Source organism: Actinoplanes sp. NPDC049599 (assembly GCF_044465625.1).
In the GTDB taxonomy this organism is placed as follows: domain Bacteria; phylum Actinomycetota; class Actinomycetes; order Mycobacteriales; family Micromonosporaceae; genus Actinoplanes.
In genome coordinates, this window is sequence record NZ_JBITLX010000012.1 from 1 (window position 1) to 26,302 (window position 26,302).

At 70.3% G+C, this 26,302-nt stretch carries 22 protein-coding genes; 10 read left to right on the forward strand and 12 right to left on the reverse strand.

The annotated features are described in order from the left end of the window. The 3 genes from ACIBQZ_RS21610 to ACIBQZ_RS21620 form a co-directional block, all read left to right on the forward strand. The coding region (locus ACIBQZ_RS21610) for a hypothetical protein (protein WP_396090527.1) at positions 1–682 on the forward strand (682 nt) is incomplete at its 5' end. Positions 683–1,853: 1,171 nt separating this feature from the next. Next, complete coding sequence (locus tag ACIBQZ_RS21615; protein ID WP_396090528.1) at positions 1,854–2,297, forward strand: response regulator; 444 nt, start codon at positions 1,854–1,856, stop codon at positions 2,295–2,297. Between the two features lie 184 nt (positions 2,298–2,481). Then, positions 2,482–2,796, forward strand: a complete 315-nt coding sequence (locus ACIBQZ_RS21620; RefSeq protein ID WP_396090529.1) for a hypothetical protein — start codon at positions 2,482–2,484, stop codon at positions 2,794–2,796. Positions 2,797–3,171: 375 nt separating this feature from the next. On the opposite strand, the gene ACIBQZ_RS21625 is transcribed toward ACIBQZ_RS21620, so the two are convergent. The 4 genes from ACIBQZ_RS21625 to ACIBQZ_RS21640 all read right to left on the reverse strand — a co-directional run bounded on the left by ACIBQZ_RS21625 (position 3,172) and on the right by ACIBQZ_RS21640 (position 7,729). Then, positions 3,172–4,227 (reverse strand): TetR/AcrR family transcriptional regulator C-terminal ligand-binding domain-containing protein, encoded by a 1,056-nt coding sequence (locus tag ACIBQZ_RS21625; RefSeq protein WP_396090530.1) that lies wholly within the window; start codon positions 4,225–4,227, stop codon positions 3,172–3,174. 1,096 nt (positions 4,228–5,323) lie between these two features. Continuing rightward, positions 5,324–5,893 (reverse strand): hypothetical protein, encoded by a 570-nt coding sequence (locus tag ACIBQZ_RS21630; protein WP_396090531.1) that lies wholly within the window; start codon positions 5,891–5,893, stop codon positions 5,324–5,326. A 547-nt stretch (positions 5,894–6,440) separates the two neighbouring features. Next, positions 6,441–7,205: a DUF899 family protein gene (locus ACIBQZ_RS21635; protein ID WP_396090532.1), complete on the reverse strand. Its 765-nt coding sequence runs from the start codon at positions 7,203–7,205 to the stop codon at positions 6,441–6,443. Positions 7,206–7,393: 188 nt separating this feature from the next. Continuing rightward, positions 7,394–7,729 (reverse strand): hypothetical protein, encoded by a 336-nt coding sequence (locus tag ACIBQZ_RS21640; protein WP_396090533.1) that lies wholly within the window; start codon positions 7,727–7,729, stop codon positions 7,394–7,396. Positions 7,730–8,769: 1,040 nt separating this feature from the next. On the opposite strand from ACIBQZ_RS21640, the gene ACIBQZ_RS21645 reads away from it, so the two are divergent. After that, the gene (locus ACIBQZ_RS21645; protein ID WP_396090534.1) at positions 8,770–10,371 is read left to right on the forward strand and encodes a serine/threonine protein kinase; all 1,602 of its coding nucleotides are present in this window, start codon (positions 8,770–8,772) and stop codon (positions 10,369–10,371) included. A 19-nt stretch (positions 10,372–10,390) separates the two neighbouring features. On the opposite strand, the gene ACIBQZ_RS21650 is transcribed toward ACIBQZ_RS21645, so the two are convergent. Then, on the reverse strand, positions 10,391–11,194 hold the full coding sequence (locus tag ACIBQZ_RS21650) for a hypothetical protein (RefSeq protein ID WP_396090535.1): 804 nt from the start codon (positions 11,192–11,194) through the stop codon (positions 10,391–10,393). Positions 11,195–11,292: 98 nt separating this feature from the next. On the opposite strand from ACIBQZ_RS21650, the gene ACIBQZ_RS21655 reads away from it, so the two are divergent. Beyond that, entirely contained in the window at positions 11,293–12,237 is a 945-nt protein-coding gene (locus ACIBQZ_RS21655; RefSeq protein WP_396090536.1) for a S41 family peptidase, read from the forward strand. 15 nt (positions 12,238–12,252) lie between these two features. On the opposite strand, the gene ACIBQZ_RS21660 is transcribed toward ACIBQZ_RS21655, so the two are convergent. From ACIBQZ_RS21660 to ACIBQZ_RS21690, 7 genes are all read right to left on the reverse strand, one after another. Further along, positions 12,253–12,705: a DUF5709 domain-containing protein gene (locus ACIBQZ_RS21660; RefSeq protein WP_396090537.1), complete on the reverse strand. Its 453-nt coding sequence runs from the start codon at positions 12,703–12,705 to the stop codon at positions 12,253–12,255. 55 nt (positions 12,706–12,760) lie between these two features. After that, positions 12,761–14,917, reverse strand: coding sequence for an alpha-galactosidase (locus ACIBQZ_RS21665; protein WP_396090538.1), 2,157 nt, complete (start codon positions 14,915–14,917; stop codon positions 12,761–12,763). Between the two features lie 21 nt (positions 14,918–14,938). Then, complete coding sequence (locus tag ACIBQZ_RS21670) at positions 14,939–16,060, reverse strand: aromatic ring-hydroxylating dioxygenase subunit alpha (protein WP_396090539.1); 1,122 nt, start codon at positions 16,058–16,060, stop codon at positions 14,939–14,941. Continuing rightward, a complete protein-coding gene (solA, locus tag ACIBQZ_RS21675; RefSeq protein WP_396090540.1) occupies positions 16,057–17,208 on the reverse strand; it encodes an N-methyl-L-tryptophan oxidase in 1,152 nt (383 codons plus the stop codon). The genes ACIBQZ_RS21670 and solA overlap by 4 nt, the downstream gene beginning before the upstream one ends. A gap of 8 nt (positions 17,209–17,216) precedes the next feature. Continuing rightward, positions 17,217–19,568 carry an FAD-dependent oxidoreductase gene (locus ACIBQZ_RS21680; RefSeq protein ID WP_396090541.1) on the reverse strand — a complete coding sequence of 784 codons (2,352 nt, stop codon included), beginning with the start codon at positions 19,566–19,568 and terminating at the stop codon, positions 17,217–17,219. A 140-nt stretch (positions 19,569–19,708) separates the two neighbouring features. Continuing rightward, entirely contained in the window at positions 19,709–20,119 is a 411-nt protein-coding gene (locus ACIBQZ_RS21685) for a VOC family protein (protein WP_396090542.1), read from the reverse strand. A gap of 48 nt (positions 20,120–20,167) precedes the next feature. Beyond that, positions 20,168–20,560 (reverse strand): helix-turn-helix domain-containing protein, encoded by a 393-nt coding sequence (locus tag ACIBQZ_RS21690; protein ID WP_396090543.1) that lies wholly within the window; start codon positions 20,558–20,560, stop codon positions 20,168–20,170. A 137-nt stretch (positions 20,561–20,697) separates the two neighbouring features. On the opposite strand from ACIBQZ_RS21690, the gene ACIBQZ_RS21695 reads away from it, so the two are divergent. From ACIBQZ_RS21695 to ACIBQZ_RS21715, 5 genes are all read left to right on the forward strand, one after another. After that, complete coding sequence (locus ACIBQZ_RS21695; RefSeq protein WP_396090544.1) at positions 20,698–22,290, forward strand: MFS transporter; 1,593 nt, start codon at positions 20,698–20,700, stop codon at positions 22,288–22,290. 46 nt (positions 22,291–22,336) lie between these two features. After that, the gene (locus tag ACIBQZ_RS21700) at positions 22,337–22,951 is read left to right on the forward strand and encodes a TetR/AcrR family transcriptional regulator (protein WP_396090545.1); all 615 of its coding nucleotides are present in this window, start codon (positions 22,337–22,339) and stop codon (positions 22,949–22,951) included. Beyond that, positions 22,948–23,919, forward strand: a complete 972-nt coding sequence (locus tag ACIBQZ_RS21705; RefSeq protein ID WP_396090546.1) for a pyridoxal-phosphate dependent enzyme — start codon at positions 22,948–22,950, stop codon at positions 23,917–23,919. Before ACIBQZ_RS21700 ends, ACIBQZ_RS21705 begins: the two co-directional genes overlap by 4 nt. A 60-nt stretch (positions 23,920–23,979) precedes the next feature. Then, positions 23,980–24,897 (forward strand): DUF5995 family protein, encoded by a 918-nt coding sequence (locus ACIBQZ_RS21710; RefSeq protein WP_396090547.1) that lies wholly within the window; start codon positions 23,980–23,982, stop codon positions 24,895–24,897. Between the two features lie 836 nt (positions 24,898–25,733). Continuing rightward, positions 25,734–25,880 carry a hypothetical protein gene (locus ACIBQZ_RS21715; protein WP_396090548.1) on the forward strand — a complete coding sequence of 49 codons (147 nt, stop codon included), beginning with the start codon at positions 25,734–25,736 and terminating at the stop codon, positions 25,878–25,880. The last annotated feature ends 422 nt before the right edge of the window (positions 25,881–26,302 follow it).

Sequence of the window (26,302 nt, forward strand, 5' to 3'; positions counted from 1 at the left end):
GATAGAAGCGTCAGAACTCCTATACTTCCAGCTCAGAGGGCATCTTCTATCTCCGGCACGCCGACGCGAACGCTATTCATCGGTGGATCCAGGCTCAGTGACGTCTGCAAAGTCCAAGCGGGAGAGATTGGGGAGGCGACTTCTTGTCGCCTACGTTTCCCTCGAAGAGGCATCGCGTTCGCTAGACGAATTGAGCTCCCTGCTTAAGGCATTTCAAGCTGGAGACGAGAATGCCTTGCAAAATATAGCCTGGAGCGCAGGTAGGTTCAGCGAGGCGGTTCAGCGATTCACGCAAGCGCTCGGGAGGCCGCTGTCAGACATCGATATAGAGTACAAATTAAGGGACAAGAAAGATCTGGTAGCCGTTAGAGCCTTCGATCCAGAGCTGATGACGTTGATGACTCACGCGTGGGCTAGGGATTACTTGATCGTAGACTGGGCCGCGTTAACATTCAGTGAATCTCCCGGACGTTGGGCCCAGAGGGCGAGGATAGTTTCGTCCGACAGTCGTCTCATTATGAGTGGCTACGAGGAGGGCCTTCGTGAATATTGCCTCGCAGATCCCGAAGATAGGGATCACCTGCTTTCTGTGGTCAAGGAGTGTGGAGAGGCCATCACCGCCGCTCATCGAAGATTGCATGAATTTTTCGTCGCGCATATGTCAATCGAGGATCTGCTATAGATCAGGAATGCTGGTGCCATAACGACGATCGGGATCTTATGTCGATCCAGCAAGCAATCATGACGTGCGTCCGTCTAGTCAATCCGACAACACTATTTCTGCACCCTCATCTGCCGCATCAAGGGCACCGATGCCGACCGCGCTCGTCACAGTGAGTGGCGACGATTTGCCAGGGCGACCCCGTTCATGAGACGCCCGACGGATCGTCATGGACGACCGGGCTACCTGCATGCGGTCTCATGGACGGTGAGCAGGTTCGGTAACCGAAGGCCGGCCCACGCAGTCCGTCTCGGTGCGAGGGCCTGGGTCCAGCAAGCAGCAGGTCACCTCGCTAGCCCGCGTTGCGCCGAGCTGGACGCCGCCCCGATCCGAGCGCACCGACTGACCGCCGTCCAGGCTCGTCGGCCATGCACGATTCTGAATCCGCAAACCCCTCCGACGTGCGAGGCAAGCCCGGCGGGGCGGGTGCCGCCCGCCGCGACCTCCGAGACCTGACCATGGGCCTGCTCGGCGTGCTGTTCTACGGGATGTGGATGATCCTTTTGGCGTATGAACCATCGTCATGGCGGTCATCCTCGCCACCGGCGCCAACAATCCCGACAGCACGAGCCTCGTGGCTGTACTGTGCGCGGCGCTCTCCGTCTTCAACGGCAGGCGGCTTCGCCGTCCGCTGCGCCGCCTGCGCGGCATCCAGAGTCCTCATAACCCCATCGAAGAGGCTAAGCGCTCCATAGCAGCCCCGAGGCCGCCACGGACCGGCTACCGCAGCTTGCTGGTTCGCCGGGGTCTCGATCACGGACGAGGCGTAGCCCGCGATCGTTGATCGCCGGCACGAACCGAACAATCTCATCGGCGCCGCCCATGTCCCGAATCCTGTCATGCCGCGAAAGTGCCCGGCCCTGTCGCGCTCAGTTCTGGTGACGACCGAGGCCTTCAACGATACGAACGGATTGACCGAAGATCATCATCGGTACGATTGCGGTGGATGTTCCGGCATCCCAGGCGTACCCACACTATGATTTCGGTGTGACGGCACCAGGGCCTGGATGCGCTTCCACCTGGGCAAACACGCGCCGAGGGCCCCTGATCATCACACCGGGATCGTAGCGGGAGACACGCCGAGGAGGGGCGGAGGTGCGCAAGACGGCGCTCCGGCGGCACCGTAGTAGTGATGGTCTACAACCGGCGCAACCGAAATGCCGGCGGATCCGTATCCCGGGAGCTCTGCATGCTGGCGCTGATCATTGACGATTCGGCAGTCATCCGTTCCATCCTGAGGGGGTACCTGCTTCCGTTTGGCTTCAACATCTACGAAGCCGTGGACGGCGTGGACGCCCTTGACCTGCTCGCTCAGATTCCGACCGTTCCGGACCTCGCCCTGATCGACTGGCACATGCCGCGGATGAACGGCCTCGAGTTCCTCCGGTCCATCCGGCGTCGAGAGGATCTGTCCGCGATGGTGCGCATGATGGTGACCAGCGAGAGCGAACCAGGCAGCGTCGTCCGAGCCCTAGCCGCCGGAGCGCACGAGTACCTGCTGAAGCCCTGCACCGCCGACGATCTGGGCGAAAAGCTTGCCTACCTGGGGATGGTGGCGCCAGCGACAGAGCGCTGAGCTGCGAGAATCTCGACTCGGCCGAGTCAAACGTGGCTCTGCGCCACCGAACGGATGCTGCCAAGACGCTCTGATCTGCCGCTGAGCATGCGCGTTCGTCCCCGTCCCGGATGGGCACGCTGCGTGCAGGACGTTCGATCCTGCTCCTGGTAGCGACACTCGACGACCTCGCTACGCTCCTGGGGTGAAAGACGCTGCAGAGCGAGCCGCACGGATCCGGTTGTTGACGGAGTCGGCGCGAACGATGCTCGCCGCTGGCGCTGACGCTGACGACATAGCCAGGGAACTGCTCCGGCGCACTGACTCGCCGATCTCGGCGATCAAGGCCATTTCTGACAGCACCGGCCTGGGCTTGGCTGATGCCAAGGGGGTTGTGCACCGCAACCTGGCCCCCGAGACCCGTAAGGCCGCGGAGAACTTATGGAGCGATTTGCTCGACGCTCTTGAGCAGATCCACGAGAGGCCCAACGGGCCGGAATCAGGTCGCCCGGATTCGTGACGGGAGTTGCAACTGCCGCAAGGTGCGCTCGTTGCACGGCCAGCTCAGTCGCCGACGAACACCTGGTTTTGTTCGCGAGTCTCGGCACCAGATGCCGCTGAGTTTCGGCACCACCGAGATCTCACCCATTTCGATGTTCGCGAGTTTGGGCGCCACCCCTGAGCGAGGGCCCGCTCATGTGTCGCGGCCAGGCACACCGCTCACGCACGGTGACGGCAGCCAGAGACACGGCACGCCTGTCTGGCCGGGTAGCGACGACGCATTGCTGCGCCGCCGCTCCCTCAGAACCGGACGTGCACGATTTCCATGCATTAGATGGCGCCCGTCACGGCGAGTGCCCAGAGGGCGAGGACCGGCCCAGCCTCGCCGACCCGCCTACGAGGGCGAGCCGATGACACATCCGGCGACCCGGATCGGGTACCGCTCGGCGTGGTCGCCTTCAAGATGGACCACCACGTCGGCTGGGGTCTCTGGCTCCCATTTCGGCCCGCGGCGGGCGACCACTTCGAGGCGGCGGCTGGTGCGAAACTGCAGCGCTTCCTCGACGAGCGGTGCTACCCAGACCTCATCGGTGTGCACGACGGCGACCCGGTCGGCACGCAGCAACGGCGGCAGCGCGCCGGTACCCACCGGGACAACCTTGACGGCCACGATCAGCCGGGAGCCGTCCGGATCGGTCGAGAGCTCGAAGTTGCGCCACACGTCGGCCTCGATGGTGATCCGGTGCCCATCGACAACCGTTTCCGACGGCACGGCGGCCAGCTCGGAGGCCGGCGCGTCGCCCAGCGGCCGCAGGCTGCCGAACCCGAAGTCCTCGAACCACGAGCTGACCTCGTCCAGCCACCACGGCCGGTCCCGCTGCACGGGCCAATCAGCGGAGGGCGGCGCCTCACGCAGTGGCGCCATGCCCCGCAGCACCATGTCCACGATCTGCTGGGCGAACGCCGAGGTCTCGTCCCGGCCGGCCACCACCTGCCGGTAGGCGATCGATCCCACGACGATGTCGTGAAGCAGGTTGAGGTCGGCGTCCGGCGGCAGGTCGCCACGCTCGACGGCGCGACGCAGCACCACAGCAAGGTTCGCCCGGCTGCGCGCCGTGCACCGTTCGGCCAGCAACCGCGCCGCTTCTGGATCGTCCACCCGGTCGGCGGTGAGACCGAGCAACGCGGCCTGGAACCTTCGCCGGTGCGCGTACCGGTTGGCCAGGGCCTCAATCATCAATCGGAGCTCATTTGCGCTGTTACCGAGATCGGACACCGGCGGCGGGGCCAGACCGTCAGCGAGGACATCGACGAGCAAGTCGACGTCACCCCGCCCGATCGATCCCGGTTCGACGCCTGCCCTGGCCGCCACTGCCTGCACGCTGAACCCGCGATAGCCCTCGGCGAGCAGCGTCGCCCGCGCGGCCCCAACGATCAACTCTTCCCACACCCCGCGACCCTACGTCCTCTCCCGCCTACCGAACAGAAGCCTCTGGCAGCTCAATGCCGACGCGGACGCTTCAGCGTCCCAGGATCGAGAATCCCGGTCGCGGCAGCCACCTCCTGACCTCCAGGTCTCGCCGCCACGTCTGACCGGGGGCGTTGCTGCGCGCCCCAGCCCACGAACCGGCCCTGGGAAGTGAGCCGAAATCCGAGCGACCGTTGCACGCGATCGGCGGGACTCGATCAAACGCCCTCATCTCGGCAGATCCGCGCGTCTGCGCTCCGAGTGGCTTCATGATCCTTTGTACGCAGCGTAAGCGGGCTCGGCGGGTGACGTCAGCACTACCGGTGGTCAAGATCCGCGAGTGGTGCCGGTTCTCACGAACATTGCGGCGCGTGGTGCTGGCAGAGTGGCGTCGAAAGTCGCGAACATCTGGCGCCCAAACTCGCGAACGAAGCCAAACACCAGTTCGCCGTGCTCCTCGGCACAGCGCTCGGCCATCGCGCGAAGCCGCATAAGCCACGATGCTCGATGCCCGCCGTTGCTCGTGCCAGTGGCAGCTCCAGCCCGGCAACGAGCTGCTCCATCTGGTTCGCGCCGAAACGGGTCTCACCGTGTAGGTCAACCCGACCGAAAAGCCCGATGGCCGGATTTCCGCGAGAGACCAACCTGTCGAAGTCGCCGGCAGCATCAAAGAATCCGCCAGCTGGGGTATGGCAACCGTCGTATCCGGTCGCCGGTCACCCACAACTCGACCTGGATGCCATCCGTCGATTATCCAGGATGTCGCAGCCAGCCGTCCTCATCGGTAGCCGCGAGTCGTGCGAGGCTGCGGCTCGCTTGCTCGATCCGCCTGGTTGCTGCGTGGATGCATCAGCCCGAATTCAGGTGGCCGGCGGGCTGGGCCGTCTGGGATGCTGGCGCCGATGGGAGCATTGGATGCAGCCGCGGCGCGTCTGGCTGAGGGTGCACGGTCGAGTTTCGCCCTAGCGGTTCCTCTATGGTCCCACTCACGCGCCGCACCTGATCAGCGCGGGCCGCGTAGCCCAATCTGCGTCCCGGACGTCCATACCTTGCGGCATGCTCATCTGCCGCAAGGCGGTCACGTCTGCTTTGAATTGTTGCCCGCGTCTTCAGGGGATGGCTCCCGCCAACCACTGAAGATAAGAACGTTGGTCACGGTGGCTCCGACTGATAGGACATACAATGTAATCGTGGCGGGACCCCAAGTGGCCAGCGGAAGGCTCACCATGAGAGCTAGCAGGGAACTCGCCGCAAAGATACTGCGGACGCCCCAGAAAGCAAGCCAACTGTGCGGAAGAGTGACGATGATTCGTCCCCGAGGAAGCGGACTTACCTGCACGAAGTGTTCCCAGTTCAGGTTATTGCTACCGACACGATCCTCCAGTGAGTTCCTGATGTACCGAGCGATTCGCCCGACTAAGTGCGCCTGATGGAGCCAAATAATGCCAAGAGTCAATGCCAGCATTGGATAGACCAGAACTATGGCGGCTTGGCGGGTCTGGATTCCCACTGAAAGCACTGTGCCGAAAGCCACCACGGTAACCGCCGTGTTCTGGAACTGAAGTTCCAGAAGCTTGATCACTTCGGCGCGGAGGTTTGTGTATTCAGCAACGGCGAGTCCCGTGGAATCCCATCCCTGTTCTGTCATGACTTGACCTCCTGGCGATCTACAAGAAACAGCGACGAATCGGACGTGTGGTCGAGATGTGACTACTCGCACATCATTGATTCTCTCAGGCGTGAACCATGGCGGCACAATGAGCTGAATATCGCGAACTGCCCAGTGCGGGATTACCCGCTGTGCGATTCTTGGATATAGCCACCGATTAATCATGCTCTCATACGTGGCCTCGCCAGCAGGGCGGTCCGGTATGCTATGGAGGACTTTGTCTCCTTTACTCTTCCGCCGCGGACAAGGCTCACTCGTGGCCTCGGACGGAGATCGAGATGGTGAGTCCCTTCGTCACCCCGATGACGGGCCGGCCGCGGCGCGGGTGAGAGCACCCTCAGCTGATTTGGTCGCCCGGACCTTGTCACCGGGGATACTCCTCTTGCGAGGACCGTTCCCGCGGCGGCCGGTGGGCGGAATTCCTGGCCTGAACGGCGTGGTCGCCGCCGTCACGGCGCCGGAGATGAGCCCCCGCCTCTCCGGTCGGGGCATGGAGAGTACGGGGGCTCGCCCGTGGATCTTCCGGTCAGTGGTGTGCACCGGTTCGGCCGAGGGTGGTCTCAGGTGTTGCTCCTGGACGAGTCCATTGAGGTGCCGGGCGGCTTGTCGGGCCCCACGTGGACTTGCCGTCCGGGTCCGCACGCCAATACCAGCATGGCGCCTCGCCCTCGGGCCATCCTTGCGGGCTGATCTGCCATGCTTCGCCTCGCCCGTACGGTGTCATGTCGAGCAGGGCGAATGACCCGCTGGCCGGCTCGGTGCCCCGGCCGGACGTGCGGTAGGTGAGGAACACGCGCTCGCCGTCGCGCAGGAAGCAACTGAAGTAGCCCATGTCGCCGCCGATCGGTTCCGGCGCGTCGCGCACCGAGTACCACGGCTGGGTGTAGCCCATGAACTCGACGAACGGGGCCACCTCATCCCAGCGGCCGGAGGTGAGTACGGCGAAGGAAACCCCGCGGGCGTTGAGGTAGGTGGCGTCGCGCACATGCCAGGCCGGCACTGTGCAGCCCTCGCACTGCCCTTGGTGTGGCGCGCCGTCGTGCCACATGTGCTGGTAGACGAGGAGTTCGTCGCGGCCCTGGAACAGGTCCCGGAACGGTACCGGGCCGTCCGAGCCGACGACCTGGACGCTACCGTCGATCTCGACCATGGGCAGCCGGCGACGCGCTGCGGCGATCGCGTCGCCCTCGTGGGTGTGCGCCTTCTCGCGGATCAGCAGCTCGTCCCGGGCTGTCTGCCAGGTGTCCAGGTCGACGATCGGTGGCCGCCCGGAGAGTTCGTTCGTGGTCATGGCTGACTCCCTTCTGTGCTCGAGACGTCGAAGCTGCCGTCCCGGCTTCGACATCATGACGAGAAGAGACCAAATTCCGGACAGAAGTGGGACCATGTCTGTGGTGCACGCATCTGCCGCGCCGCGAGTGCTGGTACGCGCATCGGCGGCGCCGATGAGCGCGCACGAGTAGACCACGACTCAGGCTGTTACCAGTGGGCCGCGATGGAGAAGGCGACAGCCAGGCCTGCCACGGTCAATCCGATCAGGCCGGCCTGGGCTCCAAGAGCGGCCACAGACCGGGCCTTGCTGCCGCGCCGAGCGATCCAGACCGCGCCGGCCAACAAGGACAAGGGGGTCAGCAGGAAAACCCCGCCCGCAGCGAGTGCGATGACCAGAGCATCCAGCTCGTTGTCCGACCTGGCGGCCCAAAGGCTCAACGCCAACGCGGCGCAACCAAGCGGCAGGACGATCCACACGGCGGCAACGGCGAGGGCGCGCCCTTGGCTGATCATCAGGCGAGCCTTGCAGACACCGTAACCCATGTCATGAGTGGACGTACCTACCGCGCACGACCCTCTGGCGCTCGCCGACCTGCTGATAGAGCACCATGAGCCGGACGGACGATAGTGCAGGGCTGCACTGTTCCGTCGTACCAGTCGCAATGTCTTCTTCGGAGGAGCAGAACACTCCTTCGAAGGGACTTCCGCTATGTCATCAACATCCCTCAGTCGCAGGCGACTGCTTGCGCTGTCCGGTGCGACCGCCGCCGGTGCCGCGATAGGCGGTGTCGGCGTGCCGGGCGGGCCCGCATCCGCCGCCGTCGGGGTCATGCAGTGGCCTACCAGCGGCACCGTTACCAGCCTGATCGGCTGGCGCACCCTCAACGGTACGAGGAAGTTCCACGCCGGGATCGACATCGGCACCGGCACCAACCGGCCGAACGTGGTCGCCGCGTACGGCGGCACGGTGCGGGCTCACCGTCCCGGAGTCGAGTGCGCCCCAGCCGCTCAGGCTGGTAGCGAGCACCGGATTGGAACAGCCGTTTCCGGCGGCTGCTTCACCAGGGGTTATGGAGCCCATCAGGGCGGTTGCCGTTAAAGCCGACACAGCAAGAATTGACTTCCAGCGCATGACTCGCTCCCTGCGTGATCAATGGCTGTTGCTACCGCCTGCGGAGGAATGATCAGCCGCAGGTACCTCTTGGTGGGCAGCCAATCAGCGCGTGGAGGTGCGCAATAGTGCACCCCTGCACTGTGAGGGTCGACATGCTCGGTCCGACCCGGCCGCACTCGGCACGTGCGCCATGATGAGTCGATGGACGACCAGGAGCTTGTCAGCTGAGGCGAATCCCGACGGATTGATCTGCCGCGATCAGATCGATACGCATCGTGGTTGCCGACATCCTTCCCGCGCGGGCGCCGGGTTTCCACCCGGCGTGCCGCTGGACGTGCGTAGTATCGTCGGCCGCGATGACCTGTGATCGAATCGGTGAACGGACGACCCGGTGAGGGCTCCGCTGCGGCCGAGTGACCCTGAGTTACTTGGTGACTACCGTCTGGTGGCACGGCTCGGCCAGGGTGGTATGGGCACCGTCTACCTCGCCCGCGATCCCCGGGGCCGGCCGGTGGCCATCAAGGTCGTCAAGCCCGAGCTGGCGTACGAGGAGGAGTTCCGGGCCCGCTTCCGCAGTGAGGTCAACCGGGCTCGCGAGGTGCCGCCGTTCTGCACCGCCGAGCTGCTCGACGCCGACGCCGACCACGAGACGCCCTACCTCGTGGTCGAGTACGTGGACGGCCCGAGCCTCGCCGAGGTGGTCGCCGAGCAGGGTCCGCTGACCGGCGGCAACCTGCACAGCGTGGCGGTCGGAGTGGCCACCGCGCTGGCCGCCATCCACGGCGCCGGCGTGATCCACCGTGACCTCAAGCCGGCCAATGTGCTCTTCGCGCTGGGCACCCCGAAGGTGATCGATTTCGGTATCGCCCGCGCCTTCGAGGCCACCAGCCAGCACACCGGCACCGATCAGATGGTCGGCACGGTCGCCTACATGGCCCCGGAGCGCTTCGACAGCGACTCGAGCCGGATCGGGCCGGCCGCGGACGTCTTCGCCTGGGGCGTGGTGGTCACGTACGCGGGCACGGGTCGTACGCCGTTCGGTGGCGACAGCGCGGCGGCGACCGCCGGCGCCATCCTGACCCGGCCGCCGCGGCTCGACGGCCTGCCCGCGCCGCTCCGGGACCTGGTCGCGAGGACCCTGGACAAGGACCCCAACCTGCGGCCGACGGCCTTCGAACTGCTCGATGAGCTCGTCAGCACCGGCGCGCCGACGACAGTCGGGCTCGCCGGCCGGCCGGCGCTGCAAGAAGCGGTCCAGGCGGCGCAGCAGACCGGACGGCGCGCGGCCACGAACCGTGACACCGGCGCGCCGTCCCGGCGGTGGGCGCTCGGTGCGCCGGTGCTCGCGGGCGCGGCGGTCATCGCCGTCGCCGCCGGCGTGCTGACCCTCACCCCGGTCCGGCAGTTGCTGACCGACGAGGCCCCGCAGCGAGCGGGCGGCCCGTCGGCGGCCGCTGTCCCGGGCGCGGCCCTCACCGCGCCGGGCGGCAGCCCGCAACCGACCGTGGATCCCGGGTCCGGTCGGTCGCCGAGCGCCGGTCCGGCCTCTCGCGGCGCCGGCGAGGGCGCCCCCGACGACGGACCGGTTGCCGCCCCGACGCTCAGCAGGACGCCGCGGGCCGCGCAGTGCCGCGACGCCGACCTCGAGATCACCATTACCGCACAGAACGACGACCCGACCGCCGTGGGCACCCAGCGAGGGCTCGTGACGGTCGCCAACCGCGCCGGCTCCCCGTGCCGGGTCGACGGCCGCGTCTTCGTCAGCCTCTACAACGCCGCTGACGAACGGGTGCAAGTGCCGACGGCCTCCGTCAACGAGCCGGGCAAGGCCGTCGACATCCTGCTGCGGCCGGGCACGGGGGCGTTCCAGGGCATCAAATGGGAGGCCTGCGACCGGGCCGACTCGGACTGCCCGACCGGCAACACGCTGCGCGGCAGCCTCGATGCATCGGGCCGGGGGGTGGTGGTGGAGCAGGAGGGCTTCCCCGACCCCAGCCGCAGCCTCATCACCATGGGGTCGCTGAAGATCGGCACCCTGCAACCGAGTACCCAAGCCGTCGTCGCCTGGTAGACCAGCTGCGCCACCGAGCTCAGCCGGCCAGCTTGCCGAGGTCCACGACCTTGTTCGCAGGCGGTGCCGCGAGGCCGGCGAAGGTCGCACCGAAGTCGCTGAACGCCAGCTCGGTGCCGCCCTTGCCGGTCAGCTGAAGCGGATACGGCTTGCCGGTCGAGGCGACGAAGAGTCTCGTGTCGAAGTCGCCATAGAGCCCGACGGCCCGCACTCCGGCAACGTCCTTGACGGCGCCGATCCTGAGCTCCTCCGTGGGCCGGAACAACCCGTCGAGGGAGCCGACAGTGAACAGGTCCGCGAACGATGCGTCCCGGTCGGCCCCGGTGACCCACCGGTCGCCCATCGCCCGGGCCAGCAGCGTGCCCTGCCGCGCGTCGGTCGACATGATCCAGAACTCTTTGTCCGGCCGCAGGTACTGCTTGCCGTCGACGGCGAGAAGGTCGACGCCGGCCTTGCCGAAGGACATGGAACCGGCGAAGTCCGGTCCGCTGACCCTGAGGTCGATCGCGACCTTCTCGCCGTCCCGGTGCAGCGTGCCCCTGGCGCGGAAGGACTTCGCCCCGGTGAGCGCGGCCTCGGCCCGCTGCAGGATCTTGTCGGCGCTCAGCGCGTCGATCCCGTTGGAGGCCGGTGACGTGGTCGCCGCGACGGACGGCGGCGGCGTGTCTGTGCCGGCGTCGCTCTGGCAACCGGCGAGTGTCATAGCCGCAACGGCCAGGGCAAGCAAAGCCACCTTGGTCGGCATGCGCAAGGAGGTTCCCGTCCGTGATGGGGAGTTCATCGAGTGACGAGAATCTAGACGCGCCACCGCTGTGCTGTCCATCCGTGCCGGTACTGCCCGCCGGCGAGATCGAGGGCGCGGACAAAGCGCGTCTCGCCGCCGACCCCACAGCCAGGTGCGGGACCGATAGGTTGGCCGGCATGTCGACGACCATCATCGATGAAGCGCTGGATCTGCTCTGCGCCAACTACATCTTCCCCGCCAAGGCCACCGAGGCGGCCGCCGCGATCCGGGCCCGCCGGGCCGCCGGCGAGTACGACGGGCTGGACGAGGAGATTCTCGCCGCGCGGCTCACCGCCGACCTGGCCGAGGTGTGCGCCGACAAGCACCTGCGGGTCCGGATCCGGGACGCGGACCTGCACGACGTGCTGACCCATGACGAGATGGCCGCCGCCTACCGGGAGGGACTGCGGCACGCCAACTACGGCATCGCCCGCGTCGAACGGCTCGACGGCAACGTCGGCTACCTCGACCTGCGCCAGGTGGCCGAGGCCTCGATGGGCGGCCGGGCCATCGCCGCGGCCATGGAGCTGATCGCGCACACCGCGGCGCTGATCATCGACCTGCGGAAGAACCGCGGTGGGGCGCCGAACGGCGTCACCTTCTGGACCAGCTACCTGTTCCGCGACGACGAGACCCACCTCAACGACATCTACGACGGGCCGTCCGGGCGTACCCGGCAGTTCTGGAGTCTGGCCTACCTGCCCGGCGCGCGGTATCCGGACGCGCCGGTCTTCGTGCTGACCAGCGACGTCACGTTCTCGGCCGGCGAGGAGTTCTGCTACAACCTGCAGGCGCTGGGGCGCGCGACCCTGATCGGGCAGACCACCCGGGGCGGCGCCCACCCCACCCAGTTCTTCCCGATCACCCCGACCGTGGAGATCACCGTGCCGATGGCCCGGTCGGTCAACCCGGTGACCGGCGGCAACTGGGAGGGCACGGGCGTGGTGCCGGACATCGAGGTGCCGGCCGCGGAGGCGTTCGGCCTCGCCTACCGCAGGGCGCTGGAGCACGTGCTCACCACGCCGGCCCCGGCCTCCGTGCTGGCCGAGGCGAGGGCGGCACTGGCCGGCCCGGAGGCCTAGCGGTGTCGCGGCCGGCTACCGCCCGAAGCCCTCGCCGGGGCCGTTCGGGTCGTCGGTGATGTGGATGGCGGCCTCCTCGGCGCTGGCCGCGCCGTAGTCGATCCCGGCGTCGTAGGCGACCGCGTCGCGTTCGTCGTCCGGCCCGAGGCCCTCGTCCGGGGCGACCAGCCGGCCCGAGCGCGGGTCCTGCTCCTCGCCCCGGCGCGCGATGTCGTCCTCGTCGGCGTACGGGTCGGGATCGGCGTACGGGTCGATGTCGGGCTCCTCCTCGGCCAGCAGCTGGTCGAGCGACTCGCCCTGGCGCTGCTCGGCCGCGGTGGTGCCGAACCGGTCGGCGCCGGACCAGCGGTCGGGCGCCTGGTAGCCGACGTCGAGTGGGTCACCGGCCGGGTTCCCGTCCAGGGTGTCCGAGTTGTCGAGCACGCCTTCGTCCTCGATCGCGTCCCACTGGTCTTCGGACTGGGTCATCGTCTCTCCTGGTTGATCTCACAAAAGTGCCCTGCCGCGAGATTAGTCCCCGGCCTCAGACGCGGTCGGCGCGGTAGAGGATCACCTGGTCCGGGTGCACCCGGGGGCAGGCCACCCCGACGTCCTCCAGCGCCGCCCCGGTCAGCACCCGCCCCGCCCGGTCGGCCCCCCACCACCGCGGCGGGATCAGGCCCGACGGTGGCGCGCCGACGATGACCGGCCGGAGGCGGTAGCGGCCGTCCCGGTCCAGGCCGCGCAGCCGCAGCCGGACCGCCGGGTCCGGGGTGATGCTGTCCGTGATCGCCATCGCGTACCAGGCCCGGGACCGGTCCGGCGCCACCACCCCGTGCACGAGGATGCGGTCCGGGTAGCCGTCCATCCGGACCAGGTCGCCGCCGAGCAGCAGGTCGCGTTCCTGCTGGAAGTAGGTCACCCACTCGCGCAGCTCCGCGGTCTCGGCCGCGGTGGCCTCGGTGAGGTCCCATTCGATGCCGAGGTGGCCGAAGATCGCCGTGCCGGCCCGGAAGGACAGGTCGTGGCGGCGGCCGGTGACGTGCGAGCGGCCGGAGGCGATGTGCGAGCCGAGGTATTCCGGCGGGACCAGCTGGGTGGTCCAGCGCATCATCCGCTGCCGGTCGTGCGGGTCGATGTTGTCCGAGACCCAGACCCGATCGGTACGCTCCAGCACCGCCAGGTCGACCCGGGCGCCGCCGGAGGAGCACGACTCGATCTCCAGCCCCGGGTGCGCGGCGCGGAGCTCGTCGAGCAGGCGATAGAACGCCAGCGTCTGCGCGTGCACGCCGGGGCGCCCCTGGTCGGGCTGGGTGCCGGCCTCGGTCAGGTCGCGGTTGTGGTCCCACTTGAGGTAGCCGATGTCGTACTCGTCCAGGACGGCCATGATCTGGGAGCGGACGTGCTCGTAGGCCGACGGGATGCCCAGGTTGAGCACCTGCTGGGTGCGGGACTCGATCGGCCACGCCGCCCGGGCCGCCATGATCCACTCGGGGTGGGCGCGGGCCACGTCGGAGTCCGGGTTGACCATCTCCGGCTCGAACCAGAGGCCGAACTGCATGCCCAGCGCGCGGACCCGGTCCACCAGCGGGTGCAGGCCGCGTGGCCAGACCTCGGGGGAGACGACCCAGTCGCCGAGGCCGGACGTGTCGTCGCGGCGCGAGCCGAACCAGCCGTCGTCCAGCACGTAGCGTTCGACGCCTACGGCCGCGGCCCGTTCGGCGAGGTCGATCAGCCGGTCGGTGTCGTGGTCGAAGTAGACGGCCTCCCAGACGTTGAGGGTCACCGGCCGCCGGGCCGGCACCGGCGGGCGGCGGGCGCGCAGGTGCCGGTGGAAGCGGCGGGCCAGCTCGTCGAGGCCGGCGCCGTAGCCGCCGTACAGCCAGGGGCTCTCGTAGCTGTCGCCGCGGGCCAGCCGGACCTCGCCGGGCAGCAGCAGCTCGCCGCCGCCGAGCAGGCGCTCGCCGGTGTGGACCTGCTCGGCGTAGTGCGTGTGGTTGCCGCTCCACGCCGTGTGCACCGCCCAGATCCGGCCGGTGCCGAAGCCGAAGCCGGGTGTGCCGGCGTGCAGCAGGTACGCGCTGTCGGCGCCGGTCCGGCCCTTGCGGTTCTCCCGCAGGTGCAGGCCGGCCGGGAACGGCGAGCGCACCGGCACCCGTTCCTGGTTGTGCCGGCCGGTGAAGTCGAGCAGCTCGTCCGCCTCGTCCGGCACCGGGAAGGCCAGGACCAGGTCCTCCAGGGCGTACTCCGGTTCGGCGAGGTTGCGCAGCGCCGCGCGGGCGCGCAGCAGGCCGGTCGGCAGCAGCTCGACGACCAGGCGCAGCTCCAGCCGCCCGGCGTCGTCACCGGCCCGCACCTCGATCCGGCCGGCGCCGCCGGCGTGGAACTCCGCCGCCGGCGTGCCGTCGACCGTGACCTCGGTGACCAGGAACGCGGGGGACCAGCCGGCGCCCGCGTACGAGCCGCGCAGGCCGGGCCGGCCGGTCCAGCCGGTGTCGTGGCCGGGCAGCAGCGCCACCCGCGGCCGGACGTCCGGGTCGTTGGAGCCGGCCACCGGCTCCGCGGTCGTGACCAGCGTCGCGGCCAGCTCGGCGTCCAGCCCGGGCAGCTCCCGCCCCCAGTGCACCAGGGCCGGCAGCCGACCGGCGGTGGCGTCGACCAGCACGGTGACGCCGGAGGCGGTCAGGGCGATGAGCGGCATCTCCTCACCCTAGCCACCGGCTCAGCCGGCCAGGCGGTTCCGCAGCCAGTCGTGGAAGCCGGCGATGTGGTGCTCGCTCGGGACCAGCACCCCGCCACCGGCGTACGCGCGCGACGCCATCCCGGGCTGGCAGCGTTCGCAGGCGTCGAAGTCCTGCCGGTTGACCCGGTCGAACAGCTCCACCGAGCGGGACAGGTCGCGGCCGGAGGCCACCACCTCGGGCAGGTACAGCCAGTCGCACTCGACCACCGTGCGGTCCGCGGCCAGCGGGTACATCCGGTGCAGGATCACGTGGTCCGGCACCAGGTTGAGGAACACCTGCGGCTTGATGGTGACCGCGAAGTAGCGCCGGTCCTGTGCCTCGTCGAGGCCGGCGATCGGGGTGACCCCGGCGCTGCCGTCCACCGTGAAACCGGCGATGTCCGGCCCGAACTCGGCGCCGTGGCCCACGTAGTACTGCGCCGCGTAGCCGCCGGCGAACTCCGGCAGCACGTGCACGAGCTCCGGGTGGATCGTCGCGCAGTGGTAGCACTCCATGAAGTTCTCGATGATGAGCTTCCAGTTGGCCCGCACGTCGTACCGGATCCGCCGGCCGACCGTCAGGTCCTCGATGCCGTACCGCTCGACCGCGGCCAGGTCGCCGAGGCGTTCCTCGCAGGCGCCCTGCACGGTGTCGGCGAACGACGGCGGGGTGTCGGCCAGGCAGACCCAGACGTAGCCGAGCCACTCGCGCACGTGCACCCGGGCCAGGCCGTACTCGACCCGGTCGAGGTCCGGCATCTTCACCAGGTTGGGCGCCGCGACCAGCTTGCCGTCCAGGTCGTACGCCCACGCGTGGTACATGCACCGGAACGTGCGCTTGACCGACCCGCTGTCGTCGGCGCAGAGCGTGGCCCCGCGGTGCCGGCAGATGTTGAGGAACGCGCGCGCCTCGCCGGCCGCGTTCCGGGTGATCAGCACGTTCTCCCGGCCCACCTGCACGGTGCGGTACGCGCCCGGGGTGCCGACGTCGGCGCCGCGCAGCGCGCAGAACCACAGCTGCTCGAAGATCCGGGCCTGTTCGGCGGCGAAGATCGCGGGATCGGTGTAGTAGGCGCCCGGCAGGGTCCGCAGCAGGCTGGCCGGCAGGTCGGTCATCGTCATTCGGTCACCCCGGTCAGGCGGCGCGGGTGGAACAGGTCGATCGGGTGGTCCGTGGTGCCGGTGGTGGCCAGGTCCGCGATGATCTCGCCGACCACCGGCACGAACTTGAAGCCGTGCCCGGAGAAGCCGCACGCGACGGTGACCGCCTCGTGCGCCGGGTGCCGGGCGATCACGAAGTGCTCGTCCGGGGTGTTGCTGTACAGGCAGGTCTTGGCGCGCAGGAAGGTGCCGGGCAGGTCCGGCAGGTTGCGCCGGGCCCGGTCCGCCATCGCGCGGATCTCGTCGGCGTGCACCTCGCGGTCGATGGTCTCCGGCGTGGTGGGCTGCCCGCCGCGGAAGAACGCCACCTTGGCGCCGCCGTCCGGCCCGTCGACGGCGGGGAAGCCGTAGATCTGGCGGCCGTCGGCCTCCTCCCAGACGTAGATCGGATGGTGCTCCGGCAGGAACGGCCCGACCCCGCCGGTGGGCTGGAACCAGTACTGCACCTGGCGTTCGATGGTGAAGGGCACCCCGAGGTCCGCCAGCAGCTGCGGCGCCCACGGCCCGGGGGTGATGACCAGCTGCCCCGCCGTGTACGAGCCGGCGCCGGTCTCCACCCGCACCCCGCCGCCCGCCGCCGGCGCCCAGCCGGTCATCGGCTCCTCGAAGTGCAGCTCGGCCCCCGCCCGCTCGGCCAGCGTCAGCTGGGCGGACACGGTCGCCTCGGGCCGGACGAAGCCGGCCTTGGCCTCGAAGAGCGCCACCTCGTCGGGGCGCGGGTTCAGCGTCGGGAACCGCTTGCGCAGGTCGTCCGCGCCGAGCATCTCGTGTTCGAGACCCCACCGTTCGGCGCTGAGCAGGCTGCCGGAGACGGTCAGGCTCTCCGGGCGCCCGACCATCACCCCGCCGGTCAGGGTGATCACGTCGGTGCCGGAGTCGCGGGCCAGCGCGTCGTACAGCTCGTAGGCGCGCAGCAGCAGCGGCACGTAGTCCGGGCTCTCGAAGTAGGACTGCCGGGTGATCCGCGAGCCGCCGTGGCTCGCCCCCCGGTCGTGCGCCGGGCCGAACTTCTCCAGGCCCAGCACCCGGACCCCGCGCGCGGCGAGCTGGTGGACGGCGGCGCTGCCCATCCCGCCCAGCCCCACCACGATGACGTCAAATGCGGCCACGCTGGCTCCTATCGCCGGATGCGTTCGTGTTTCGGGTCGAACAGCGGCTCGGCCGCCACGCGGGCGTGCAGCAGCCGGTCGAAGTAGCCGATCTGCACGGCCGTGCCGGGCACGGCGACCGCGGCCGGCAGCCAGGCGTACGCGATCGGCGCGCCCACGGTGTGCCCGTACGCCGCGCTGGTCACGAAGCCCGCCGGCTCGCCGCCGGCGTACACCGGCTCCCGGCCCAGCGGCACGCATCCCTCGTCCTCGAGGACCAGGCAGGTGAGCAGGCGCGCCGGCGGGGACCGGTCCAGCAATGCCGCCCGGCCGAGGAAGTCACCCCGGTCCAGCCGGACGGCGAAGCCGAGCCCCGCGGCGTACGGGTCGTCCTCGGCGGTCATGTCGGTGCCCCAGGCCCGGTAGCCCTTCTCCAGCCGCAGGCTGTTGAACGCGGCCCTGCCCCCGGCGACCACGCCGAGACCCGCGCCCGCCTCCCACAGCGTGTCCCACAACCGCAGGCCCAGCTCGGCGGTGGTGTAGACCTCCCAGCCCAGCTCACCCACGTAGGACAGCCGCAGCATGGTCACCGGCACCGGGCCCAGGTAGCCCTGCCGGGCCTTGAAGTAGCCGAAGGCCCCGTGCGAGACGTCGAGGTCGGCCAGCGGCGCGATCAGGTCGCGGGCCAGCGGGCCCCACACGCCGACGCAGCAGGTGGCCCCGGTGATGTCCCGGATCACCACGCCGGGCGGCTTGCGGCGGAGCAGCCAGTCCAGGTCCAGCGGGCCGTTGACGCCGACCTGGAACCGGTCCTCGGCGAGCCGGGCCACGGTCACGTCGCTGCGCACCCCGCCGGCGGCGTCCAGCAGCAGCGTGTAGACCACCGAGCCGACCGGCTTGTCCAGGTCGTTGCTGCTGAGCCCCTGCAGGAAGGAGAGCGGGCCGGTCACCTCCAGGCGGGTCAGCGGGGTCATGTCGAACAGGGCGACGCGCTCGCGGGTGGCCTGCGCCTCGGCCGCGGCGATCGGCGACCAGTGCCGGGCCGACCACTCGTCGCGCGGCGCGGCGCGGCGGGGCAGCCCGGCGTTGGCCTCGTACCAGAGCGGCCGTTCCCACCCGGCGGCCTCGCCGAAGACCGCGCCCAGCTCGCGCTGCCGGGCATGGAACGGGCTGACCCGCAGGTCCCGCACCGAGGGCGGGTCGAGCGGGTGGATGATGTCGTACACCTCGACGAAGCTGCGCACCGAGCGCTCCCGCACGTACGCCGGGGAGAGCTGCGATGCGTCGAACCGGTTCAGGTCGCACTCGTGCAGGTCCAGGCCCGGCCGGCCGTCGACCAGCCACTCGGCCATCGCCCGGGCCACGCCCGCGGAGTGGGTCACCCAGACCGCCTCGGCCGTCCAGAAGCCGCGCACCCGCAGCGACTCGCCGAGCAGCGGGAAGCCGTCCGCGGTGAACGAGAAGACGCCGTTGAAGCCCTCCTCGACCGTGCTGTCGGCCAGCACCGGCAGCAGCTCCTGCGCGGCGTCCCACGACTCGGCGAAGTCGGCCGCGGTGAAGTCCAGCATGGACGGCTGCGCCCCGGTGCCCAGCTCGGTGAGCGCGACCGGCATCGGCCGGTGCAGGTAGGAGCCGATGCCGAGCCGGTCGCCGTGCGAGCGGAAGTACAGGTCACGGTCCTGGTGCCGGAGGATCGGGGTGGGCAGCGGGCCGGGCAGCCCGGCGGTGCGTGCGTACTGGTGGGCCATCGGCAGCAACGGCACCGGCACCCCGGCGAGGGCGCCGACGGCGGGGCCCCAGAAGCCGGCGCAGCTGACCACGATGTCGGCCGGATAGCTGGCGTCGTCCGTGCGTACCCCGGTCACCCGCCCGTCGCTCTGCTCGACCGCCACCACCCGCTGGTGCGGCAGGAACCGGGCGCCGCGGGCCATGGCCCGCCGGGCCTGGGCCTCGCCGGCGTCCACCGCGCGGGCCAGCCCGTCGCCGGGGACGTGCAGGCCGCCGAGCACGTCCGCCAGCAGCGGCCACCGCTTGCGGCACTCCTCCGGGCCGAGCAGCTCCGCCGGGATGCCCCAGGCCGTGGCGTAGCCGTGCCGGCGGTGCAGCTCGCGCAGCCGCTCCGGGGTGGTCGCCACCTCCAGGCTGCCCACCGGGTCGAAGCAGCCGAGCTCGCTGAGCTTCTCGACGGTGTACGCGGCGAGCCGCGCCATGGTCCGCGAGGGGTTGGTCTGGAAGACCAGGCCGGGGGCGTGCGAGCTGGACCCGCCGGTGCGGAACAGCGGGCCCTGCTCGAGCACGGTCACGTCGGTGCGGCCGCGCAGGGTGAGCTCGTCGGCGAGGGCGCACCCGACGATGCCGGCGCCGATGATAACGATCGTCATGCCGTGTCCCTCCGCCGAACCGGCACGCCGGCCGCCTCTGGTGGACACAGGATCAACAGCGCCGGCGGTGCCGGTCAATGGGCGATCGAGACTTTTACCGCGACGCAACAAACCGCGATCCGGGGCTCGCCGGCGCGCCGTCAGCCGGTCAGCTGGGTGAACCGGATCGGGTTGCCGAACGGGTCGCGCAGCCCGCAGTCGATGCCGTACGGCCGCTCGGTGGGCTCCTCGGTGAACTCCACGCCGCGGTCCCGGAGCGTCTCGTAGGTCTTGCGGCAGTCGTCGGTGCCGAAGATCAGCCAGCCGCCGGCGGCGCCCTTGGTGATCAGCTCGCGGACCTGCCGGGCGGTCTGCTCGGACATGGCCGGCCCGCCGGGCAGGCTCAGCAGGATCTGCCGGTCCGGCGCGCCGGGGACGTTGACCGTCAGCCAGCGCATGAAGCCGAGGTCGGCGTCGGAGTGCACCTCGAGGCCGAGCTTGCCGACGTAGAAGTCGAGCGCCTGGTCCTGGTCGAGGACGAAGATCTGGGAGTGGGTGATGGCTGTGAACATGCGCCCCACGCTAGTGACCGGGGCGGCCGGGAACTTCTCCGAAACGACTCAGCCGACCGGGCGGGTCCACGCCATCGTGAAGCAGGTCGGCGCCCCCGACCGCACCGCCCGCGCCCGGTACTCCCGCGGCGACCGGCCGACGATCGCGCGGAACGTCCGGCTGAACGTGCCCAGGCTGCCGAAGCCGACCTCGAAGCAGACGTCCGTGACGCTGCGGCCGGTCTCGCGCAGCAGGAACATCGCCCGCTCGACCCGGCGGCGCTGCAGGTAGCGGTGCGGGGTCTCGCCGAAGGTGGCCCGGAAGGTCCGGGTGAAGTGGGTCGGCGACACGTGCGCGATCCGGGCCAGGGCCGCGACGTCCAGCGGCCGGGCGTACCCGCGGTCCATCGCGTCCCGGGCGCGGAGCATCCGGCGGTTGCTCTCCTCGACGGCGCGGCTCACGCCGCCATCTCACCACGTGCCCTGCCGGCGTGACCACCGCCACAATACGATACGAGCCTGTTCCGTATCGCCGGGCGGCGGTCTACGGTCGGTCCATGATACGGAACAGTTCCGTATCGGATCGGGGAGCAACACCAATGGACGCACCTGACACAGCGAACACCGGGCATCCCCGGCGCTGGGCCATCCTGGCCGTACTCGTCATCAGCCTGCTCGTCGTCGTGCTGGACAACACCGTCCTGAACGTCGCGCTGCGGACCATCGCCGACCCGCAGCGCGGCCTCGGCGCCAGCCAGAGCCAGCTCGAGTGGGCCATCAACTCGTACACCCTGGTCTTCGCCGGCCTGCTGTTCACCGCCGGCATCCTCGCCGACCGGCTCGGCCGCCGGATCACCCTGACCGTCGGCCTGGTGCTGTTCGGCATCGCCTCGCTGGTCTCGGCGTACGCGCAGACCGCCGACCAGCTCATCTGGGCCCGCGCGCTGATGGGCCTGGGCGCCGCCGCGGTCATGCCGTCGACCCTGTCGATCATCGCCAACGTCTTCGACCCGCGCGAGCGCGGCCGGGCGATCGGCGTCTGGGCCGGCGCCGTCGGCCTCGGCGTCGCGATCGGCCCGATCGTCGGCGGGCTGCTGCTCGAGCGCTTCTGGTGGGGCTCGGTCTTCCTGATCAACGTGCCCGTGGTCATCGCCGGGGTGGTGCTGGTCAACGTGCTCGTGCCGGAGTCGCGCGACCCGCGGCCGGGCCGGATCGACATCGTCGGCGTGCTGCTGTCGATCGTCGGGCTCACCCTGCTCACCTACGGCGTCATCGAGGGCGGCGAGAACGGCTTCGGCCGGCTGCAGTCCTGGGGCACGCTGGTCGCGTCGGTCGCGGTGCTGGCCGGCTTCATCGCGTACGAGCGCCGCATCGCGTTCCCGTCGCTGGACGTGAAGCTCTTCGCCATCCCGCAGTTCTCCGCCTCGGTGGGCGCGATCGGCCTGGTCTTCTTCGCGGCCATGGGCGCGATGTTCTTCAGCGCCTTCTACCTGCAGCTGGTCCGCGGCTACGGCCCGCTGGCCTCCGGCGCGCTGTTCGTGCCGTTCGCGGTGGCCCAGATGGCGTTCGCGCCGCGCAGCGCCGCGATGGTCAAGCGGTTCGGCCCCAAGCTGGTCAGCACGGTCGGCCTGATCCTGGTCGCGATCGGCCTGGGCGGCTGGGTGTTCGTCGGTGCGACCACCCCGATCTGGGTGGTCGGCGCGCTGTTCTTCCTGATGGGCGTGGGCATGGCCAACGTGATGCCGCCGGCCACCGAGGCGATCATGGCGGTGCTGCCCCGGGAGAAGGCCGGCGTCGGCTCGGCGGTCAGCAACACCATCCGGCAGATCGGTGGCGCGCTGGGTGTGGCCGCGCTGGGTGCGATCGTCTCGTCGGTCTACCGCGACGACGTCACCACGGCCACCGCCGGGCTGCCGGACGCCGCCCGCGAGGTCGCCCAGGAATCCATCTCCGGTGCGTACGGCGTGGCGGCCCAGGCCGGCCCGGCCGGCGCCGCGCTGATCGAGTCGGCCAACACCGCCTTCATCACCGCGATGCACTACGCGTCGATCGGCAGCACGATCTTCGCGCTGCTCGGCGCGCTGGTGGCCGCGATCTGGCTGCCCGGCAAGCGCCCGGCCGCCGCGCCCGCGCCGTCGGCCGCCGAGGGGCTCGCAGAGGAGCAGGGCGTAGAGCTGGTCGAGGCGTCGTGACCGGGGCGGGTGGCTGCGGCGTGAAGGCTCGGTAACAATGGAGCGCATGACGACGGTCAGCGTGGACGAACCGGCCGACCAGGACCGCAAGGCTCCTGGTCGGCCGCGCAATGCCCAGGCCGACCGGGCCATCATCCAGGCGGTCTTCGACCTGCTCAGCTCCGGGCTGAGCGCCGGCGCGCTCTCCATCGAGGCGGTGGCGGCGAAGGCCGGCGTGGGCAAGGCGACGATCTACCGGCGCTGGGCCAACAAGGAGGCGCTGCTGGTCGATGCGGTCGCCACCATGAAGGGACCGCTGCCGGAGCCGGCCGGCGAGTCGGTCCGCGACGACCTGGTGATGCTGGTCGCCGCGATGCGCAAGAAGCGCATGGCCGACTACGGCAAGGTGACCGCCTGCCTGCTGCCGGAGCTCGCCAGGAGCCCCGAGATGCGCCGCATCTACCAGGGCGTCATCGAGCCCCGGCGGGAGATCATGCGCGGCGTGCTGCGCCGCGGCGTCGAGACCGGCGAGCTGCGCGCCGACCTGGACGTCGAGCTGACCCTGCTGATGCTCTCCGGCCCGACCGTCGCGCAGAACGTGCTCAACTGGAACCCGCTGGTCGGCGACGACGGCTTCGCCGAGGCCCTGGTCGACGCCGTGCTGCGGGGCGCGGCGGCATGACCGTCACCCTCGGCGACGTCCGCGAGGCCGCCGCCCGGCTCGACGGCGTCGCGCACCGCACCCCGGTGCTGCGCTCGCGCACCCTGGACCGGCTGGCCGGCGCCGAGGTGCACCTCAAGGCCGAGAACTTCCAGCGGGTCGGCGCGTTCAAGTTCCGCGGCGCCTTCAACGCCGTCTCCCGGCTGGATCCCGAGCAGCGGGCCCGCGGGATCGCCGCGTACTCCTCGGGCAACCACGCCCAGGCGGTCGCGCTGGCCGCCCGCGAGTTCGGGACCACCGCGGTCATCCTGATGCCCGCGGACACCCCGGCCGCCAAGCGGGCGGCGACGGCGGGCTACGGCGCCGAGATCGTCACGTACGACCGCTACTCCGGGAACCGGGTCGCCCTGGGTGCCGCGCTGGCGGCCGAGCGGGGGCTCACGCTGATCCCGCCGTACGAGCACCCGCACGTGATCGCCGGTCAGGGCACCGCCGCGCTCGAGCTGCTGGCGCGGGCCGGCGAGCTGGACGCCCTGCTGGCGCCGGTGGGCGGCGGCGGGCTGATGGCCGGCAGCGCCACGGTCGTCAAGGGGCTGCACCCGGCGACGCGCACGATCGGCGTCGAACCGGCCGCCGGCGACGACACGAAGCGCTCGCTGGCCGCGGGGGAGCGGGTGTCGGTCCCGGTGCCCCGCACCATCGCCGACGGCCAGGCCGCGGACATCCCCGGCGAGCTGACCTTCTCGATCAACCGCCGGTTGCTCGACGAGGTGGTGCTGGTCAGCGACGACGAGATCCGCGACGCCATGCGGTTCGCCTTCGAGCGGCTGCGGATCGTGCTGGAGCCCAGCGGTGCGACCGGCCTCGCCGCGCTGCTCGCGGGGCGGGTGCGACCGCTGCCGCGCCGGGTCGGGGTGATCCTGTCCGGCGGCAACATCGACGCCGTACGCTTCGCGGAGCTGCTCTCCCCGGCACTTACTGTCGGGTAGCCGCCCGGAGCCTGGTCAGCCGGGTCGCTCTTCTCCATCGTTGTCCGAGTGGAGGAACCGATGACAGCCGCTTTCGACCGCGGCGCTGTCCAGCAGAGCGCGGCCGTGCTGCGGGACGAGCGCCTGCAGCTCACCCCGGCGGTGCCGCCCGGCCGCGGCTGGGCGCCCGCCCACCTCGAGGTCGCCGACCTCTGTGCCGCCCAGTGTGCCGACATCGGCACCGTGCTCAAGCACCTGACCACCGCGCAGCAGATCTTCGACGGCCTGCCGCCGCCGGCCGCGCACCGGGTCGCCGCCTTCAACTCGCTGTACTACACCATCACCGACCGGGTGTCCCAGTCGCTGCAGGGCGGCGGCGTCCGCGACCCGGACTTCCTGGAGCTGCTCGACGTCGAGTTCGCCAAGCGCTACTTCGACGCGCTGCGGCTGTGGGGCGACGACGACCCGGCCACCCCGGACGCGTGGGAGGTGCTGTTCCGCCGTGCCCAGGACCCGGACGTGAGCAAGCTGGCCGCGGCCATGCTCGGCGTCAACGCGCACATCAACCACGACCTGGCGCTGGCCCTGGTGGCCACCTGGCAGCAGCTCGGCCCGCCGGACCCGGACGAGATCCACCCCGACTACCTGCTGATCAACAAGATCTTCTTCGAGGAGATCCCCGGGCTGCGCCGGCGGTACTCGACGCCGCTGCAGCTGCGGATCGACGCGCTGGTCGGCAACCTGGACGACTGGAGCCAGCGGGTGCTGGTGTCGGTCACCCGGGCGCACGCGTGGGAGCAGGCGGAACGGCTGTGGGCGGTGCGGCACGACGAGGACGACCTGGACCGGGCGCTGCTGGTGATGGACCGGGCCTCGGCGTACGTGGGCGAGCTGCTGCTGCTCGGCGACGACCTGGTCAACCGGGGCGGCCGGGTGCTGCGCGGAGTCCGCGGGGTCCTGCGCCGGGAGAACGGCCCGGAGGACGTCACGGACCGGTGACCACCCGGTCCCGGCCGGCGCACTTGGCGGCGCTCGTCGGCGTGCTGCACGACCGAGTGGGGGTCGTCGTCCGGCCGCACCGAGGTCCGCCCGACGCCGGCGGTGACCCGCGGGCCACCCGGCCGGGCGGCCCGCGCCGAGCACGGTGGCTCCGCGTCGGAACGCCGGCGGCTCCACAGCCCGGGGAGCGCGTCCCGCTCGGCCATCTCCGGGAACCGCTCGGTGCGCCTCGTCGACGGCGAGCGTGCGCGACCCGGCCGGGCCCGTGCTCTGCTCGCCCTTGTCCTGAAGTGAAGTGGACCTTGGTCCAATTTACCCGGGTTTGCGTGATCTGCGGATGCGGCGCACCGTCCCGGCCTCGGCGATGCCCACCTCGATCGCCGCGTGCACCAGCTGGGCCCGCGCGCCTCGTGGAAGTCGACCATCTCCCGGTACGCGGCCTGGAAGCCACCGAGCTCCCCAGCACCAGCGGATCCCGGGCCCGAGCATCCGGTGGGCCGGCTACGCATGCCGGACAGCCTCGCTCGACTTTTCGGTTTCATCCGGTATGCGGGATTGGCACTTGGCGGGTGAGGGGTTCATCTCAGGAGGAAAGGGGCGCGAGTCGTGGATCTTGTGGCGGTGGGGTTTGGCTGGAACGTTTTAGCTCATCAAGATCTGCGGGAAGGCTGCCGCTGAGGCTGCGACGGCACTGAAGGGCGAAATTCGACGGCGGGCGCCAGCGCCGTCCCCGCGCGACTGCCCGGGTGGAAGCACGCCGTGGCTTTCGAGCAACGAGCAGCCGCCGTTGACGTGCGCTGCCGGGCCCACGCGGTTGACGTGGTGCTGACGCCGCGTTGCCACAGCTGACCACGTTCGCGGCCAAGCACGCCGAGGCGCTCAACGAGGTGGCCCCCGGCTGGGGCCGCATCGAGGTCGAAGCGTGCGAGCTGCGACCCGAGGACTGCGGCGACAGGCACCTGGACGTCAGCCGGCGCCCATGATGCGCCTCACGCCATGCGCCGCCCTCCGGCCGCCCGCACCGGGCGGCCGGGATCGGTCTGCTCGTGCTGGGGTTGCTCACCTCGCTCTGCTCGTGTCGGGCGGCCCGCACGTGGCTGCTTCCCGGCACAGGCCGCGCACCGCGTTGCCCACATCGGGCTGCCTGCGCCGGTCATCCACATTGGGCCGCCCTCATCCTCTGCTCGCGTGCCGGGGCCACCTCGGCCGCCTCGTGCCAGGCCGCTTGCCGCCGCAGGCCGCGCATCACGTCAACGCACCGGGCAGCCCGCACCGGCTGCGGGTGCCCGCATCGGGCCGTCCGCGCCGGCGGACTCGTGCCGGGCCGGCCGGACCGCCGGCCGGGCGCCGGCTCGCCTGCATCGGGCTGGCTCGCGCCGGGCTACTCGCGCCAGGCTGCTCGCGT